The sequence below is a fragment of the Rubinisphaera italica genome (genome assembly GCF_007859715.1).
GTDB classification, from domain to species: Bacteria; Planctomycetota; Planctomycetia; order Planctomycetales; family Planctomycetaceae; genus Rubinisphaera; species Rubinisphaera italica.
In genome coordinates this window covers 6,128,692-6,145,966 of the sequence record NZ_SJPG01000001.1, presented here as the reverse complement: position 1 = coordinate 6,145,966, position 17,275 = coordinate 6,128,692, and the positions used below count along the sequence as shown (strand labels likewise).

Here is a 17,275-nt window from a genome sequence, read left to right as displayed (position 1 = left end):
GATGATTTTCGGATCATCGCGTTTTTTTAATGACTGAGCAAGTTCGCCAATGTTGCCATCGCCAGCCCAGCGGTTTCCGTTCTGAGAATATGCCTGCCGACTTGCCAGCGTTTCATTCCGTATTCAGATGTCATTTCAAATTCCTGGTCGCTTAATCCCCCCTCTGGTCCGATAACGATCGTTAATGATGTCGTTGACTTTACCCAGGATTGCAGTTCTTGAAGGGATTCAAACTCGTTGTTTAAATCCCCCAGGAGACACTTCGTATTCTCTTCTGAGGTCAACTTGCAAAAATCAGTAAACGATTGCATCTCCTGCAAAACCATCAAATGATTACGCCCGGATTGTTTACAGGCTTCGACAATATATTGTCGGTGTTTTTCAATTTTCGATTCCCTGGGAGTCACTGATGAGCGTTCCATATTCAGGGGAATCAATTCCGCAACGCCCAACTCGGTCGCTTTCTCGACCAGCCAGCGAAAGCGTTCTCCTTTAGGAACAGCAGTCGCCAATCTAATTTTGAAGTCAGCTTCCTCAGTAACTTCTTTGCGAGAAAGATCAATTTCGAGCCCCACCGTTTTTCTTTTCAGATTCGTTATCTTCGCCGGTGCAACTCCCCCAGCTCCGTCGAATAACTCCACTTCTTCACCAACCTGAGCCCGCATCACATGCAATAGGTGATGAGCTTCGGAATCTTTTAATTCCAGATCGCGTTCTAACCACGGAGCAGGATAGTAGTAGCGTTTTGACATAGAGAACTTGAATCCGTTGTTTTGTAGTCGAGATGTGTTGTCAAATAATCAGGTTGGCAGCATACTAAGTTAATCTTAAAGAAAAATAGACTGCCTGAAATCAACTTACTAACAATGGGAATTTGACATTATGTCTGATGTTGTCGTAAAACTTCGTGACCATGGCCCGATTCTGATCTCCGGAGATTTTGTCATCGAAGATGGTCAGGGAGAACCGATCGATCTTGCTGGCAAAACGAATATCGCTCTTTGTCGTTGTGGTTCCACCAAGAACAGTCCCTTTTGCGACGGTACTCACAAGGATTGCGGATTTATCGCAGAAAACCGTGCGAAATAGTGGTTTTGGTTTAGAGCATATTCAAAAATTACCTGAGGCGTTCTGCAGGAGCAAACACATCGTTTTTAGGACATTTGATGTCCATGCGACTGCAGATACCATTTGAAAATGGTTTAGCGTTGAAGGTTGAGTCTTCTTCATCAGCTGTTTCCAAGGGGGCTCCTTGGAAACGAATAAATCCTCAACCATCACCACTAAACTCTCAACCAAAATCACTCAGTAGTTTTAGAGACCGAGGCCATTTCGGTTTTTGATCCCAACAGGAGAGCAAACCAGCGGGTTCGTTCATCGCTGGCCAGGGAAATTTTCACGACCATTGTTAAAGGGACGGCCAGCAACATCCCAGCTGGTCCAAGGACCCAGCCCCAGAAGATCAGGGACAGGAAGACAACGAATGTCGAAAGGCCGAGACCTTCTCCCATGATCCGGGGTTCTAACAGGTTGCCAATGACAAAGTTGACTGCCAGAAAAACAATAGCAACATAAGCAGCTGCCCAGGGACCTTGATCAACCAGTACATAGAGGACCGGAACAATCCCTGCGACCATCGACCCAATCGTGGGGATGTAATTGAACAGGAACGAAACGATTCCCCACAGAGCGGCGTAATCTGTGCCCAGTAATATCAGTGCTGCGGTAATTAGAAGTCCTGTCAATAAGCTGACCATTGTTTTTATCAGCATGTAACGACGAATCGAAGCCAGAACTTCCGAAACCTGCTCGATATATTTTTGCGAATTCCCCGGTAGTTCCTCCAGTTTCTTCCCGAATCGAGACCACTCCAACAGCAGGAATAACAGCATCAATAAGACAATCAAAGTGTAGTTCAGGATCCCGACAACACTTTCCAGAAACGCTCGGAAAATCTGCACGGGAGAAAAGATATTCAGAACTCCATCGTCACGATTTGTTGTTTTGGTCGTTGGGAGCATTGGTGAGAATTCGATGATGTGTCGTTGCTCTCCGAAAATGTATCCCGGTAGCCCAAAAGGTTTGACCAGCGGGGAGTCCTCGACAATATTTTCCGGTTCAGGAGTAACAACCAGTTCTGCAGGAGAGCTTTCCTCTGTCATTTCATCTTCCGTTGGGGAATCCGCAGGGGTCTCCTCCGTATTCGGCTCGCCTTCTGCCGGAGTCGTATCTGTGGATGTTCCTACAGGGAGTGGGGTCGCTTCTGGTTGCTGCAAAGGTGGAATCGGGAGTTTCATCCCAACCTCCCCACTCTCTGACTCACTTGTTCCGACTTCGGGAGCAGTTCCTTCAGCCCCAGAAAGTAGCTCTGTTTCATCGGCACCTGAACGGATGGATTCCGTCGAACTTCCTTCGGGGACAGGCATTAATCCTGGGACAGAAATTTCTACAGATTGAGGCTTGGCGGCCCGCTCCTCGCTTTTGGGTAAGTCGAGTGAAAAACCACGATTCTCCAGCCATTTGATAATTCTCTGCTCCTGATTGAGCACGACCGCATTCAATTCCGGGAGTCTGCTGGCCAACTCATTCACCGAACTGACAACGACGGAAATGGCGATCAGTGAGGAGACACCCATAAAGACCATCAACAGGAAGATTGCCGCTCCCGTATTGATATCCCGTTTCCTAAGCCATTCGAGAATGGCGGAAATGATCACACCGATAAAAATTGCCAGTAAGAAGGGAATGATGATCGCGCGCGCGGCACTGATGCCTGCAATCACAATCACAATCGCAGCCGCAATCATCAGTGAATTGATGAATGGTGACCGCCTGTCATCAGGATATGGTGTTGCTTCCTGCACAAACTGAACCTTATGTATATATCATCGAAATAATTGATGATGGGATCAAATTGAGCCGTAGGTCATCAGGCATAGCCTGACCTACAAATCTATTAAATCATGCAAAGAGATAACTAACCGATTCATTACGATGAATTCGACGTATCGCTTCTCCAAGCAGGGGGGCGATGGTAATGGTTTTAAGATTCGGAAGTTGCTGCTCCGGTTTTAAGGCGATGCTGTTGGTCACAACAATTTCACTGATCGGAGCCTCGGCTAACCGCTCAGGAGCAGGGCCACATAACACGCCGTGCGTGGCAGTGACAAACACATTGCTTGCCCCATGTTGCTTGGCCACTCGGGCAGCTCCACAAATCGAGCCCGCGGTTGCTATCATGTCATCAAAAATGAAAACCGTTTTCCCTTCGATAGGACCACCTATTAAATTGGCCTGCTTTGTTTCCATCGCATTGGCTCGGCGTTTATCAATAATCACAAGCGAGCCTCCCAGCTTGTCGACATGCTGCAATGCCCGTTTAATGCTTCCTTCATCGGGACTCATCACAACGATCTGCTCTGGATCGAGTTCCAGCGATTGAAAATATTGATCAATCACTGGGGCAGCATACAGGTGATCGACCGGGACATCGAAAAATCCCTGAATTTGAGCCGCATGCAAATCGACCGTTAATACGCGATCTGCACCCGCCTTCGTAATTAAATTAGCAACGAGCTTGGAAGTGATTGGCACACGACCGGCATCCTTGCGATCCTGTCGGGCGTATCCGAAATAAGGAATCACACAGGTAATTCGTTCGGCACTGGCTCGTTTGCAGGCATCAATCAGGATGAGCAGTTCCATCAGATGGTCGTTGACGGGCGGACTGGTCGGCTGGACAATGAAGACGTCCCGCCCGCGAATATTCTGCTCCAGCCGTATACTGAGCTCACCATCCGGGAAGTCGCCAATCGCCACTGCAGCCATTTCCACACCCAGATACCCGGCGATTTCCCGGGCGAGAGCCGGATTGGCACGGCCGCTCAATAGACTTAATTGATCGTACATCGCTGTTTCAATTCTTTTCATGTCTCGCAAACTATTAATTACGAAAACAGATCGACAGAATTTGCCTAACCTTAATGTTTGTGAGAGTTCGAGCGAAATTCAATTTTCCCGCCTGCACCGTTTTTTTCAAGTCACGTCAATCTTAGCAGCCCTGGACTCCATTCTGTAGGAACTGGCGTGTAAACTCAGAGGTCGTTCAAATGAAACAATCTCTCAATACTGCTTTACAAGTTGATATTCTGCTATTAATTACTAAAAAATGATGACATCCTCTTCAAACATCATGGAAATTATTCGTCGGAATTTGCTCGACATTCAACAGCGTATGCAAGCAGCTGTTGTAAGGAGTGAATTTCGCATCAATATTCCCAAACTGATTGCCGTGACAAAATATGCGGAACCGGAATGGATTGAGGCACTGGTTGAACTGGGATGCAGGAATTTCGGAGAGAGCCGTCCGCAGCAGTTGGCTCAAAGAAAAGTCTGGCTGGCAGAAGTCAAAGATCTCAACTGGCATCAAATCGGACATTTGCAGCGTAATAAAGTGCGACCTGTCGTTGAATCCGGGGCATGGATTCATTCCATTGATAGCTGGCGATTGCTCGATCGGATCGAAGAAATCTCAGCCGAACTCCAGTTGACAACACCACTCCTGCTACAAATTAACATTTCCGGAGAAGAGCAGAAATCCGGATTTGCGCCTGAAGATTTTCTTGAGGAAGTCGAACGGATTAAGTCGCTTAACCATTGTCGGGTATTGGGATTGATGACGATGGCACCTGATACCGAGGACGAAAACATCATTCGCAATGTTTTTCGCGAACTTCGAATATTACGTGACCAGGCTCGTCAAAAACTCCCTGCTGAACTTCAATTGCCGGAGCTTTCGATGGGTATGTCGGGAGATTTTGAAATCGCGATCGAAGAGGGGGCGACGATGGTGCGGGTCGGTTCGAAACTGTATCGTGGATTAACTTCGTAGAGCAAATCACCACCCTGTCCTTGTTGCTTTTACATCGTATTGATTAAATTTCAGAAGAATTGGTTGCAGAACTTCGCTATTTTATCAGACATGTTTTTTGAAATCCTTCACTTAATTACGTGCCTATGCTTTTCGTTGGATTTGAAGTCATGTTAGAATCTGAGTAAGCGAAGAGGGGATTGAATCCTTTCAATCTGTTACAATTTCGCAGTTCACCTGACGTTCATCGATGATGGTGTCTATCAATTTCCTTTAGTTTACTGACGTTGGTCAGATCAGAGATCTCATGAGTTTGGAAGAACAACCGGTATCGGATAGCGAGACCACACAACAGGCGGATGTCGAAAACAATCCTAATCGCACCGAGGAGTCGGCTGCCGACCCGTCCGCGGCGACACCGAGTGAGCCGGAGGCTGTTTCCCCAGCCAACCCTCCTCGAGAGGAAGAACAGGTTGAAACGACAACCGATTCTACGCCTGCCCCCGAACCTGTCGCAGAGGAACCGGCTGCCCAACAGCCCGCACCGGCTACGGAATCTGTAGCAGAAGCTCCGGCGGCGAATGAGACAACTCCTGAACCGGTTTCTGAGAAAACAACGACTGATCCAGCCGCCGAAGAACCTGCCCGCAAGTTTGAACTCAATCCCACGGTCGATGCCAGCCAGGCAAAAGCAAAACCGTCGATCAATTCCGGGACTATGCGGGATTTGAATGAGTCTTCGTCTTCACAGGCAGGTACTCCGCAGCAATCTAATTCTGCAGAAGCCGTACCAAACCAGGGACCAGTAGAAATCCCTGCATTAGAAGATCTCGATGGCGACCTCGAATCTCAACTGGCCGCTGCGATGTCCGGTTCACCGGCTGGCAGCGATGCCACTCAAAATTCAAGCAACTCATCCACAGGAACCCCCAAGGATGACAGTGAACTCGAACCGGGAACGAAATTAAAAGGTAAAGTGGAATCCGTTGATGAAGAACAATTGCTGATTGATATCGGCTATCGTTCTTCTGGAATTCTGGCTCGTCGAAATATCGAAGACGATAAAATCCCGGAAGTTGGCAGTGAAATTGAAGTGATGGTTGGGTCGGTTAATGAAGCCGAAGGGATTATTGAACTGGCTCTTCCTTCAGCCGTCCATCGTGCCGGCGGCGACTGGAACTCATTGGCCCCCGGACAGATTGTCGAATGTACGGTTGAAAAAACGAACAAAGGCGGACTCTCGGTTATTGTGAGTCAGTTGAAAGGCTTTATGCCAGCTGGTCAGGTCGACCTTGGCTTTGTGGGTGATCTCGAAACGTATGTCGGTCAAAAGATGACTGTTCGAGTAATTGACGTTAATCCCAAGAAGCGAAATCTGATTGTCAGCCGCAAGTCGATTATGCAGGAAGAACGTAAAGCAAACGAAGCTAAGGTCTGGGAAACAATCGCAGAGGGAGAGCAGAGAACGGGGATTGTCAAATCGGTTAAAGATTACGGCGCATTCGTCGATATCGGTGGGCTGGATGGATTAGTTCATGTTCGAGAAATGAGCTGGACTCGTGTCAATCACCCTTCCGATGTGATTTCCGAAGGCGATCAGGTCGAAGTCAAAATCCTGAGTCTCGATCGTGGTAAGAAAAAGATCAGCTTGGGAATGAAGCAACTTCTGGCAAATCCCTGGGAATATGCGGATCAAAAATATCCGAAAGGGACAGTCATCAAGGGGATCGTCAAAAAGACGACCGATTTTGGTGCGTTTGTGGAAATCGAGCCGGGTCTCGAAGGGCTGGTTCATATCAGTGAGTTGGACTTCAAACGCGTGAATCACGTGGGTGAAGTTGTAAAAGTTGGTCAGGAAATCGAAGCGAAAGTTCTGGAAGTTAATAAGAACAAACGTCGAATTTCCCTGTCGATTAAAGCGGTCAAACCGAAGCCGCAACTCTCGCCAGAAGAAGTCGCCAAACGGGAAGCCGAAGCGGCAGACATGCAGAAGTTCCGCGAAGAAGCCGAGAAACGCCGTGAAACTCTCAGGGGTGGAACCAGCAGCGGTTCGGGCGGCGGACTTTTTGGAAATCCGACTGATTTTAGTAAGTAGTCGGTCACGGCTACTCTATTGTCGTGTCCCCTCTCCCTCCGGGAGAGGGTTGGTGAGGGAATCCGTGTGAATTGTAATATGAACGTCGCAGGAATCCCCTCATCCGGCCTTCGGCCACCTTCTCCCCAGAGAGAAGGAAGTTAATCCGTTCCTGCATGAGATAAGTGCGGTTAGCCTCCGGGTATGAAGAAAGTCTACTGGCATGCCCGTAAAAAAAAGTACGGTGAAACGCCGGCGCAAACGACGTGTCTCTCCCGAACATGTGACAGCTGTCGTCGATCAATTGCAGGAGAACTATCCTCATGTCGAATGTGAATTGATTCACCACAACGCTTACGAACTGCTGGTCGCGACCATTCTTTCTGCTCAATGTACCGACGCACGCGTCAATCAGGTCACACCAAAACTGTTCAAAAAGTATCCCGATCCGTTTTTACTGTCCAAGGCAAAACAAGCGGATGTCGAGAAGATTATCCATTCGCTGGGATTCTTTCGAGCCAAGGCAACAAACTTAATTGGCATGGCCAAAGGAGTGGTTGAGCAGCATGCCGGAGTCATACCAGAGACACTTTCCGACTTAACGGCTCTTCCCGGTGTTGGACGCAAAACGGCTAATGTGGTTCTGGGAACCTGGTTTGGAATTCCTTCGGGCGTTGTTGTTGATACTCATGTTCGACGGATTTCGCAGTTACTCGGGTTGACCTCTGAGGTGACGCCCGAAAAAATCGAACAGGATTTGATGCAACGACTGCCGGAGGAGGAATGGATCAATTTCTCTCACCGACTGATTCGCCTGGGTCGGCAAACGTGTATTGCCCGCCGACCAAAGTGTGAGGAGTGCCCCATGCTGACGATCTGTCCGCGAGTTGGCTTGCCAGTGCTCAGCACAAAATCATAAAGTGGAATCCTAATTACTTCACAACACTTTCACATCGATTTGACCCATGAACGACTTGCTGCAGACGGCTTATCACGATGTCCTCAAAGGGGCAATTCTTTCCGAAGAGCAGATGCGGGGAGTTGTGAATGAATTGATGGATGGCTTGAGTGACCCGTATCAGACTGCCGGGTTTCTATCTGTTTTGGCAAGTCGAGGAGAAAGTGTCTCTGAAATAGCTGGGGCTGCTCGGGTGATGCGTGAAAAGTGCACGCCGATTCGCGAATCTGGAGCAGGACTTCTCGACACTTGCGGGACAGGTGGAGATGGACTGCACACATTCAACATCAGCACCGCGGCTGCCATACTGTGTGCCTCTTCAGGAATGAGTGTGGCCAAGCATGGTAATCGCTCCGTTTCGAGCACGAGTGGAAGTGCCGATGTGTTGGAACAACTCGGTGTGGCAATCACGCTGACTCCCGAGCAAGTCGATCAATGTATTGAAGCCGTCCAGATTGGTTTCTGCTTTGCACCATTACTGCATCAGGCGATGAAGCATGTGGTTCCAATTCGCAAAGCTCTGAAAACACGAACCATATTCAACATGCTGGGCCCACTGACAAATCCTGCACGAGCCGAGTTTCAACTGGTAGGGACGATTCGTAACGAATGGGCCAGGAAACTGGCAGAAGCGTTATGTACGCTCGGCACAGAACGTACAGCTGTCGTATGCGGGAACAATGAGTTGGATGAAGTTTGCCTGTGGGGAACGACGACGGTTTATCTTGTGGAGAACAACCAGATTACGGAGTTGATCTGGACACCAGGAGAATTTGGACTGCAAGCCTGTGAGGTCGGAGAGATTCAGGTTCATTCGGCAATCGAATCGGCAAAAATGATTCAAGGAATTTTAGCCGGTCAAGCAGGGCCAGCCAGAAATATCGCCGTCGCTAACGCTGCTGCCGCATTGTGGACGAGTCGGAAAGTCAGCACGCTCAAAGAAGGAGTCGAACAAGTTCAGAATGCGATCGACTCCGGAATGGCGCGAAAGAAACTTGAGGAATTGAGCAAGTTCACACAAGCCTTTGCAACGCCAACATAAAAAGCAGGCCTCGGCTTAGAGGCCTGCTTTAAACATATCATCGAGTGGAGCGGAATCCGCGAATTATCGCAGAGCCGCTTCAGAGCCTTTGGCACTGATTTTAGTCATTGCAGTTGCGATAAACTTCGCAGGTGCCTGCACGAATTTGTCAGCGTGTGATTTTGAATGACACATGTAAAGTTTGTTGTCAAAAGACACGACCCAACGGACTTCGCCACGCATCAGTTTTCCGGTTTCTGCCAAGTGAACCGGGCAGTTCCCGGAGAGTTCCGGCCAGAATTTTTCTGGATTCTGATCGAACTTCTTTTTGTTCTCTGCTGATGCAAAATAAACGACATAGCCATCGTGTGTGCTGGAGAACTTTTTGTCGCCGTCGACAAGCTTGTGCTCTTCAATCGCACTGACGAGGCAGTCTTCTGCAAGCACTTCGCCGTTGCCTTCTTCCATGACCAGTTCGGTGGCTGAGGCGAGATTAATTTCCGACTTGTTTCTGTCCAGGAAAGACAAAAACTCGCTTGTTCCCTGATAACCACGAACTTTTTCGGCTTTTTCGGTTGTGGGATCAACCACAGCAATTGTTGGCATCGCACTCACGCCGAATTTTCGAGTGACACCTGGATTATCATCTGTGTCGATCATTACAGGGATGAAATTGGCTTCAATTTCGTGCTCGATTTTGCTGTTGGAAAGCGTTGAACTTTTCATTCGCTTGCAAGGTCCGCACCAGGAAGCGGTGAACATGATCAGAAGCGGCTTTGATTCCACAACTGCCTGCTTTTTAGCCTTATCGTAGTCAGATTCCCATTTCAGACTGCCTGCCTGAACTGCACTCTCCATCAACCCCACCAGGGCAACACATGTGGCGAGTAAATACGTAGCATTACGTGTTAATTTTGACATCTTCTCTCCTTATATTCCTGAAGTTCGAAGGGGTAGACAATATTCCCTTCGTCGGATGGTGTCCGAAAATTCTCCTGCCGTTTACATGCCCGCTTACGAGCAAGCATGTTGATCATCTCTCGTAGATCACCAAACAAGCTGATGAATACTACGAGTTTGTTCCATTATGACCAGTAGCGTTATCACTTTCTGTGAAATGAAATACATCCACGTTGAAAGATTCTGATTGGAAACCATATCTGGTTTCATAATTTGGGAGAGCATCCTGCTGAGGGCTCAATAGCATCCGGCAATTGATAAAGTCATTGGATTGTCGTGTTCGTTCGCGTGAAATAACTCGCACAAGAACGGAGAACATAAAATGTTAAGATGGAGATAATAGTAAAGAGAGAACATCTGTACCAGCGATAAATCGAAGTAATTTCCTACTTTTTAACAGGAATACTTCTGATCGGAATTGGCCGGGATGATAGCGGATATGCCCTGAATGGCAAGGCCTCTATCAGGAAGTGCCCGGAGTGAAAGACCTATCCCAATTTTATCTGACCGATTTCTGGGCTGGATGCCGTTGCGTACAATTTTCGTGGAATTCGACCCGCCCCTGCCGCATCGCGACCAGACTGACAAGCCAACTTCATCGCTCTGGCCATCTTTCGTGGGTCTGCTGCGCCTGCAATGCCAGTATTCAGCAAAACACCATCAACTCCCAACTCCATCGCGAAGCAAACGTCGCTAGCCGTGCCGACGCCGGCATCGACAATGACTGGATAACTGGAATCGTGTTCTTTGAGATATTCCAGACAGATGCGAATATTATTGGGATTCAAAATCCCCTGACCACTGCCGATTGGACTGCCTGCCGGCATGACCGAACTTGCTCCTGCTTCCTGTAGTCGACGAGCCGTCATGGGATCGTCTGTCGTGTAGACGAGCACCTGAAAACCCTCAGCGACAAGTTTTTCTGTGGCCTGCAGAGTCGCGAGCGGATCGGGTAATAGTGTTTTCTTATCACCAAGGACTTCGAGCTTGACCCAATCGGCTCCCGGGTTTTCCAGACCTTCAAGAATTTCCCGCCCCAGTCGCGCCACACGCACGGCATCGTCGGCATTAAAACAGCCAGCCGTGTTCGGAAGAATCGTGTAGCGCTTCAGATCGATATAGTCGAGAATATTGCGACCTTCAGAATCGATCAGGCGATCTCTGCGAACGGCGACAGTAATCACTTCCGCTCCCGAGATTTCCAGGCAATCCCGCATCGTGTCAAAGGTATCGTACTTTCCTGTACCGACAATTAAACGCGAGGTAAAGGAATGACTCCCGATAACGAGAGAGGCCTCTGTTTTTTTAGACTCGGACATAATTTATTGATTCGTGTTAATGACTGATTCAGAATCTGTTGGTCAGACTGTGCCTGACGAATTTAGACGTTCATGGTTAATCATGTCAGGTACTGCCTGACCTGCGAGATTATTCATCCACCGCCAACAAGCGTCACAATTTCAATTTCATCTCCTGATTGCAACTGACATTCACGATGCTGACGCCGCGGCACAAGTTCCCGATTTCTTTCGACGGCCAGATAACGAGAATCCAGAGCCCGTTGTTCGAGGAGATCGCTAATGGAAGTGTTCTCTGGAATGGAGGTTTCCTGGCCGTTGAGTGTAATGGAGATCGTAGACATGGATTTTTCGTATGGAACAGGCGATTCAAAAATGATTGTTATCGTTAATGGCGGAACGCAATGTGATCAAACAATTTACGGCGATGGAATAAACAATTTAATCGCTTCGGAGGCTTGAGATTTGTTCACCAGCACTACTGCAGAATCCCCCGGCTTGAGGACATCTTCTGCGGTCGGAACTTTCACAAAATCATCGCGGACAATCGCAGCCAATAAGGTTTTGGACAGAGAAAGTTCTTTAAGCGGCAATTTCGTGACTGGCGAATTCTTTTTGACTTCGAGTTCCCAAATCAAGACCTCTCCATCTGCCGTCTCTTCGGAAGCGAGCAATGGTCCACCGGAGACCATCCCCAATATCTGCCGTGCCATAACTTCGCGTGGGCTGACGGCTGTATCGATCTGCAATTTTTCGAGAACATTCACATAGTCGGGACGACGGACAACGCTCAAAATTCTTGCAGTTCCCAATTCCCGTGCTTCGACACCGCAAATAATATTGTCTTCATCCCGTCCCGTCGAAGCGACAAAGATATCGGCAAACCCGACCCGGGCTTCCCGCATTTCTGCCTGACTGGTTGCATCGGCCAGCAGAATGGTCGCCTTCGGCAAACTTCTGGCCAAATATTGGCAACGCTCCTCATCCGACTCCATTATTGTGACGCGATACCTCTCCCCTTCGAGCGTTTTCGCCAGATAGTATCCCACCTTTCCGCCACCGGCGATGATCACATCGAGCCGGGGAGGAGCTTTAATCTGAAACATCTTGACGACGCTCCGTAAAACATCTCGCTCACCAACCAGGGTAATTCGATCCCCGACACCAAATGCATCATCGGCATGTGGGATATAGGAACGCCCGCTGCTTGTCACCAGTCCAATGCGAACATTAGCTGGCATTTTGATGTCTCTAAGTGGAACTCCAACTTCGCGAGAGCCTTCCTGCACTTCGACTTCGTGAATTTCGACTCCACCGCGTGCGAACGTTTCCAGTTTGAACAAACCGTTAGCGCGAATGGCTTTGGCAAGTTCGAGGCCAGTTAATTTTTCCAGAGAAAGCAGATTGTCTATTTTAAAATGGCGACGATAATCAAAGGTACTGTAATCAAGATATCTGGGGTCAAAAATTCTGGCAATGCTGCGTTTAGACCCCATTGCACTACATAACGAGGCTCCTACCAGATTCGTTTCATCATCACTGGTGACCGCCAGGCAAAGATCGGCATTGAGGACATCCGCTTGAAACAGAGTTACGGCATCGCACCCAGAGCCATGAATTGTCTGCACATCGAGATCTTCCCCCGATCGAGCCAGGGCTTCTTTACTGGAGTCGACCAGCCGGACATTATGTTGATTTTCACACAACAAAGCTGCGATGGATGCCCCAACGGTCCCCGCACCTAATATGACGACATTCATTCCGTGACCTGATCAGAATTCAACCGGTATCGCTATGATTGAAAGTCTGTCTAAAAATTGGATTCGTAATTGCTCAAAGCTGTCAGCCTGTGTAAAACAAATTCTCATCGTGAAGGATTGAGTTAACAACTATTCGCAGTGTCAGTTTAATAACCTGACATTCTCTTCACAAATACACAACACCAGACCGCGACAGAACTGTGAATTCAATGGACGAAACAGCTTGCCCACTGTGGATTAAAATCTGTGGAATCCGATCAATACAGGATGCCGAAATGGTTTCGCAGTTTCAGCCTGCTGCCATTGGATTAAACTTCTACCAGAAATCCCCACGTTCGGTAACAAGGGAACTGGCACGAGAAATCATCCTGAAAATCTCAGATCCGATTGAACGTGTTGGTGTCTTTGTTGATCAAACTCCCAAGGAAATTGCAGAGATCGCTAATGAGCTTCTCCTGACTCATGTTCAACTACATGGAGATTATCAGCCCGAAGATCTCGATCCTCTCAGAGATCATTCGTTGATCTGGGTGTACCGATTGGGCAACGAAGGAATTTCTCCATTATTGAGTCAATTGGATTCTCTCCTACGGAATCAGATTTCCATCACTGCTTGCCTGATCGATGCCCGCGTTCCCGGACTCTACGGCGGCAGTGGCAAAACGGTCGACTGGGCATCGCTGGCCAGAGACTATGATCAGGAAAAGCTCCCGAAATTGATTCTTGCGGGGGGGTTGGTTCCCGAAAATATTGCAGAAGCGATTTCAATCGTCCATCCCTGGGGAGTTGATGTCGCCAGCGGCGTAGAACAGGACGACCAGAAAAATCCTCAGCTGGTAGAGCAGTTTTTAAAGAATGCGGTGTCAGCCATTTGATCGGAGAGGAGTCGTTTTATTAGAGGGATGCCGTCCCCTCGCTGACGCTTCGGGTTAAGATTGCTCGTTTGGTCCCTCAATCTTCAACTACAAAAAAAGCGGAGCCTCGATAATCGGGCTCCGCATTTTTTATTTTGATGGTAATACAGTTCAACTAGGCAGCACGGCCTTGTGTGAAGCTAAGGAATTCTGGAACCGGCTCTTTGCAGGATTCCATGAACGCTTCGATCACTTGCATATCGAGAGCAGAGGCACTGTCGGATTCGGGATGGAACTGAACTCCCAGGCAGAACCAGTCGTCGCTGATGGTTTCATAAGCTTCGATGATCCCATCGGGCGTTGTTGCTCCCACTTTGAAAGGAGCAGCGAGTTGATCGACAGCCATGTGATGATCGCTATTGACGCGAATTTCACCAGGTCCGTAAATGTCGTCCATGCGGGTTCCGGGAACGATTTCCAGAACGTGTCGCAGTGTGCTTTCCACAGAGTCGCGGTGCTGTAGTGGTCGAGCAACGCCTTCCTGAAGATCATTGAATAAGGTGCCGCCACAAATGACATTCATCAGTTGCATGCCGGAACCGATGGCGAGCACGGGAATTTTCAGATCGTAAGCCATTTTGGCCAGACGTCGGTCAAAATCTTCCCGACGGTTGGGCATCTGTCGCGTCGCAGGATGTTTTTCCAATCCAATTGCGACGGGATCCAGATCGAGCTTGCAGCCTGTAAGAACAATTCCATCGACCATGTTGAGGAATTGCTTAAGGTCATTGTCATCAGCATATGGCGGAGCGATGAGCGGGATACCGCCTCCAGCTGTGATTGTGTCGTAGTATCCGGTGTTGATCCAGCTCAGAGCCGTGGCATCTTTGCGGGCTGGTCGAAAATCACAGTTCATTCCAATAATAGGCTTCGTTGTCATCGGTCGTTCCTTCCATGAAACTGCTCTACACACCAACTTCAAAATCTCATACAAATCAAACTGCATGAATGAAATTGATGCGTGCAAGTTAATCAGATTGAAAGCAAAACAAACTCAAAGCACGAAAACTGTTGCGAAGTTCGGATCAGACGGCAGCAAATTGTCTGACCAGGTAAAGAACATCGACATACTTATCGTCCCTGACAAGTCCTGAATCGAATCATCATAAATTGCGTTTTCTTCATCGTCCCTCCCCGCATCCTTACGGGCTCGTCAAGATCAATTCGATGAAGTGAGCATGTTTTACAAACGTAAATCGCAGCTGTAAAGCAATTCGTTCATTTTGTGAAGAATACTTTCTAAACCACTACATCTTGTGGAGGCTGGGGCATTCAATATCAACTCGATATTTCTCAGATGTCAACATTTTCAGACTGACGCTTGATCGCGTTCAATAGTCTCAGAGCGTATTACACAGTTAAATAGGGCATTTGTAGATTAACATTGCGGAATTTCTTGACTGCATTTGCGATCGTCGCAGTGCTCGGCAAGACTTTGCTCATAGACAGGAAGGTTTTCAGAACGATTCCAGAAGCAACCGAGAACGATTTGAAACCGTATTCGAAGCATACCCAGCGACTTCACTCGACATCCGACATCGTCCGGATTCCGGCATGGTGTTCAGCAACCGCTTCATTGGAAAATGGCCAGTGCAGAATAAACCGGGCACCTTGAACGGGAGCATCGCCGACGACGATGTCTCCGCCATGTTCTCGCATGATTTTTCGGCTGACGGCCAGTCCAATCCCGGTGCCGCTGGCTCCTTTTGTCGATTCAAAGACGTTGAAGATTCGCTCTTTCACCTCGTTGGGGATGCCGGGACCGTTATCGGTCACTTCGATCACAATCTGATCTTCAGCGGTGTCGAAGCGGGTTGTCAGTTCCACCTGCCCTTTACCCTCAGAGTGCTCCGCAGCATCGATGGCGTTGGTTACGATATTTAGCACAGCTCGATGGATCGCTTCCGGATCAAAGGTCGACTTGGGCATTTCCGGATCGGGAATGTACGATAATTGAACTCCATATTCTTGAGCATGCTGCTCCATCAATTCAAATACATCATGAACGACATCGTTAGCTGAGGCGACTTCAATGCTCGGTGTGCGTTCCTTGCTGAATGTGAGCATATCCATGACGAGGTTGTAGATTTTGTCCTGATTCTTTTCGACCAGTTTCCAACCTTTGAGAATCAAATCCCGCTGATCCTGTTTGAGGCCGATGTCGATGAGGTAACTTCCTCCCCGTACTCCCTGCAGAATATTTTTGATGTGATGGCTCAACGTGGCAATCGTCTGGCCAATCGCCGCCAGTCGTTCCGCATCGACTAAGGACTGCTGATAGCGGAAGTTTTCGATGGCCAGTGCACATTGTCGAGCCACTGCGGTGAGCAGTCGAAGTTTCTGATCGGTGAGATGTTGCTCCGAGCGATCATTCAAATTGCGCGTGCCACCGTCTGGCTCTGTCACATCCAGATAGATCGCTCCGAGCAATGTCATCCGACCAAGCATCGGCACACACAATGCTTCTTTGACACCAGCTTGCAGAATGCTTTGACCGGGATCGAAACGGGTGTCGTGCAATGGATCGGTCGAACGAACCGAGTTCCCGGTTTTGATGACGTAGTCGACAATCGATTTTGAAATCGGCATGCGAGCCTGAACAGCGGAGGCGGAAGACTTCACCTCAATCGAACTGACCGAAGACTGTGGCACGACCATACCGGAATCGGTATCGATTAAAAGGATACAACCTCGATCGGCATGAATCGTTTTCAAAATCATTCGCAAAACGCGATCGAGCAATTCGGACAAAGTCATTGAAGGACGCACCGCCTGCTCGGCAATTTCGCCAATCACATAAAGCACATCATCGGGCAGCAGATTGCTATGATCGACCGGAACATCTTTTCCTTGAGTTGTCGATTGCTGAGGAGAAAAGGTGCGGATGATTTGAGAGTGCCCATGTTGAGAGCTTCCTCCAACCAGATCGACATGCGCGATTGAGGAACGATCGGGAGAGCGGATTGCATAAACGAGTGTGGTGCGTCCCAGGCGAACTTGATCGCCAGATTCCAGTACTGTGGATTTGATTTTATGACCATTGACGAACGTTCCGTTGGAACTGTTCAGGTCTTCCAGGATCCAGCCTTCCGCTTCAGGCCGAATCCGGGCATGTGTGCGGGAGGCTTCGGTATCGAGCACGCGAATGGGATGCTGAGTTCCCCGACCGATCAGCATTTCTCCGGTCAACATGAAGCGAGTCCCTTGATCGCTTCCTTCAATGACCAGTAATGATGCTTCACGATCCTGCATGTCTTTTTCCACACTTGCAATGAGAGAATTAACTACTGACTTCGCCCTGGCTCTAATGATCGTTCAATGGTAATCAATGCCCGTCTGGAAATCATCAGAAATGGCTTTTGAGCTCAGACTTTATTTATTCCTACCCTGCTACTGTATTTGTGAACACTGAAAAACGAG

Annotated in this window: 15 protein-coding genes; 6 read left to right on the top strand and 9 right to left on the bottom strand. The window is 48.5% G+C overall.

What is annotated here, in order from left to right; all coding sequences use genetic code 11:
- Positions 1-26: 26 nt before the first annotated feature.
- Positions 27-752: a 16S rRNA (uracil(1498)-N(3))-methyltransferase gene (locus Pan54_RS23530; RefSeq protein ID WP_146505882.1), complete on the bottom strand. Its 726-nt coding sequence runs from the start codon at positions 750-752 to the stop codon at positions 27-29.
- A 130-nt stretch (positions 753-882) separates the two neighbouring features.
- On the opposite strand from Pan54_RS23530, the gene Pan54_RS23525 reads away from it, so the two are divergent.
- Entirely contained in the window at positions 883-1,089 is a 207-nt protein-coding gene (locus tag Pan54_RS23525; RefSeq protein WP_146505881.1) for a CDGSH iron-sulfur domain-containing protein, read from the top strand.
- 212 nt (positions 1,090-1,301) lie between these two features.
- Here Pan54_RS23525 and Pan54_RS23520 read toward each other — a convergent pair whose 3' ends face one another.
- A complete protein-coding gene (locus Pan54_RS23520) occupies positions 1,302-2,864 on the bottom strand; it encodes an AI-2E family transporter (RefSeq protein WP_146505880.1) in 1,563 nt (520 codons plus the stop codon).
- A gap of 97 nt (positions 2,865-2,961) precedes the next feature.
- Complete coding sequence (locus Pan54_RS23515; RefSeq protein WP_146505879.1) at positions 2,962-3,909, bottom strand: ribose-phosphate diphosphokinase; 948 nt, start codon at positions 3,907-3,909, stop codon at positions 2,962-2,964.
- 259 nt (positions 3,910-4,168) lie between these two features.
- Here Pan54_RS23515 and Pan54_RS23510 point away from each other — a divergent pair, with 259 nt between their 5' ends.
- The 4 genes from Pan54_RS23510 to trpD all read left to right on the top strand — a co-directional run bounded on the left by Pan54_RS23510 (position 4,169) and on the right by trpD (position 8,944).
- Positions 4,169-4,891: a YggS family pyridoxal phosphate-dependent enzyme gene (locus tag Pan54_RS23510; protein ID WP_146505878.1), complete on the top strand. Its 723-nt coding sequence runs from the start codon at positions 4,169-4,171 to the stop codon at positions 4,889-4,891.
- A 286-nt stretch (positions 4,892-5,177) separates the two neighbouring features.
- The gene (locus tag Pan54_RS23505; protein ID WP_146505877.1) at positions 5,178-6,965 is read left to right on the top strand and encodes a 30S ribosomal protein S1; all 1,788 of its coding nucleotides are present in this window, start codon (positions 5,178-5,180) and stop codon (positions 6,963-6,965) included.
- Between the two features lie 202 nt (positions 6,966-7,167).
- A complete protein-coding gene (nth, locus tag Pan54_RS23500) occupies positions 7,168-7,863 on the top strand; it encodes an endonuclease III (protein WP_146505876.1) in 696 nt (231 codons plus the stop codon).
- Positions 7,864-7,909: 46 nt separating this feature from the next.
- Positions 7,910-8,944: an anthranilate phosphoribosyltransferase gene (trpD, locus tag Pan54_RS23495; protein WP_146505875.1), complete on the top strand. Its 1,035-nt coding sequence runs from the start codon at positions 7,910-7,912 to the stop codon at positions 8,942-8,944.
- A gap of 63 nt (positions 8,945-9,007) precedes the next feature.
- Here the strand turns inward: trpD and Pan54_RS23490 are convergent, their stop codons facing one another.
- The 4 genes from Pan54_RS23490 to trkA all read right to left on the bottom strand — a co-directional run bounded on the left by Pan54_RS23490 (position 9,008) and on the right by trkA (position 12,941).
- The gene (locus Pan54_RS23490; protein ID WP_146505874.1) at positions 9,008-9,844 is read right to left on the bottom strand and encodes a thioredoxin family protein; all 837 of its coding nucleotides are present in this window, start codon (positions 9,842-9,844) and stop codon (positions 9,008-9,010) included.
- A 527-nt stretch (positions 9,845-10,371) separates the two neighbouring features.
- Positions 10,372-11,202, bottom strand: coding sequence for a thiazole synthase (locus Pan54_RS23485; protein WP_146505873.1), 831 nt, complete (start codon positions 11,200-11,202; stop codon positions 10,372-10,374).
- 113 nt (positions 11,203-11,315) lie between these two features.
- Positions 11,316-11,525 carry a sulfur carrier protein ThiS gene (gene thiS / locus Pan54_RS23480; protein WP_146505872.1) on the bottom strand — a complete coding sequence of 70 codons (210 nt, stop codon included), beginning with the start codon at positions 11,523-11,525 and terminating at the stop codon, positions 11,316-11,318.
- Positions 11,526-11,600: 75 nt separating this feature from the next.
- Positions 11,601-12,941, bottom strand: coding sequence for a Trk system potassium transporter TrkA (gene trkA, locus Pan54_RS23475; RefSeq protein ID WP_146505871.1), 1,341 nt, complete (start codon positions 12,939-12,941; stop codon positions 11,601-11,603).
- Between the two features lie 209 nt (positions 12,942-13,150).
- Between trkA and Pan54_RS23470 the strand changes: the two genes are divergently transcribed.
- On the top strand, positions 13,151-13,816 hold the full coding sequence (locus tag Pan54_RS23470; protein WP_146505870.1) for a phosphoribosylanthranilate isomerase: 666 nt from the start codon (positions 13,151-13,153) through the stop codon (positions 13,814-13,816).
- Positions 13,817-13,970: 154 nt separating this feature from the next.
- Here the strand turns inward: Pan54_RS23470 and Pan54_RS23465 are convergent, their stop codons facing one another.
- Together Pan54_RS23465 and Pan54_RS23460 are read right to left on the bottom strand one after the other, a co-directional pair.
- A complete protein-coding gene (locus tag Pan54_RS23465; RefSeq protein WP_146505869.1) occupies positions 13,971-14,735 on the bottom strand; it encodes a gamma-glutamyl-gamma-aminobutyrate hydrolase family protein in 765 nt (254 codons plus the stop codon).
- A gap of 641 nt (positions 14,736-15,376) precedes the next feature.
- The gene (locus tag Pan54_RS23460; protein WP_146505868.1) at positions 15,377-17,107 is read right to left on the bottom strand and encodes an ATP-binding protein; all 1,731 of its coding nucleotides are present in this window, start codon (positions 17,105-17,107) and stop codon (positions 15,377-15,379) included.
- Positions 17,108-17,275 lie beyond the last annotated feature (168 nt).

Bases quoted from the DNA above. Each gene is read 5' to 3' on its own strand.
- thiS (WP_146505872.1), bottom strand. From the start codon at position 11,525: ATGTCTACGATCTCCATTACACTCAACGGCCAGGAAACCTCCATTCCA.
- Pan54_RS23515 (WP_146505879.1), bottom strand. From the start codon at position 3,909: ATGTACGATCAATTAAGTCTATTGAGCGGCCGTGCCAATCCGGCTCTC.
- Pan54_RS23485 (WP_146505873.1), bottom strand. From the start codon at position 11,202: ATGTCCGAGTCTAAAAAAACAGAGGCCTCTCTCGTTATCGGGAGTCAT.
- Pan54_RS23460 (WP_146505868.1), bottom strand. From the start codon at position 17,107: ATGCAGGATCGTGAAGCATCATTACTGGTCATTGAAGGAAGCGATCAA.
- trkA (WP_146505871.1), bottom strand. From the start codon at position 12,941: ATGAATGTCGTCATATTAGGTGCGGGGACCGTTGGGGCATCCATCGCA.
- Pan54_RS23465 (WP_146505869.1), bottom strand. From the start codon at position 14,735: ATGACAACGAAGCCTATTATTGGAATGAACTGTGATTTTCGACCAGCC.
- Pan54_RS23510 (WP_146505878.1), top strand. From the start codon at position 4,169: ATGATGACATCCTCTTCAAACATCATGGAAATTATTCGTCGGAATTTG.
- nth (WP_146505876.1), top strand. From the start codon at position 7,168: ATGCCCGTAAAAAAAAGTACGGTGAAACGCCGGCGCAAACGACGTGTC.
- Pan54_RS23530 (WP_146505882.1), bottom strand. From the start codon at position 752: ATGTCAAAACGCTACTACTATCCTGCTCCGTGGTTAGAACGCGATCTG.
- Pan54_RS23505 (WP_146505877.1), top strand. From the start codon at position 5,178: ATGAGTTTGGAAGAACAACCGGTATCGGATAGCGAGACCACACAACAG.
- Pan54_RS23470 (WP_146505870.1), top strand. From the start codon at position 13,151: ATGGACGAAACAGCTTGCCCACTGTGGATTAAAATCTGTGGAATCCGA.
- Pan54_RS23490 (WP_146505874.1), bottom strand. From the start codon at position 9,844: ATGTCAAAATTAACACGTAATGCTACGTATTTACTCGCCACATGTGTT.
- Pan54_RS23525 (WP_146505881.1), top strand. From the start codon at position 883: ATGTCTGATGTTGTCGTAAAACTTCGTGACCATGGCCCGATTCTGATC.
- trpD (WP_146505875.1), top strand. From the start codon at position 7,910: ATGAACGACTTGCTGCAGACGGCTTATCACGATGTCCTCAAAGGGGCA.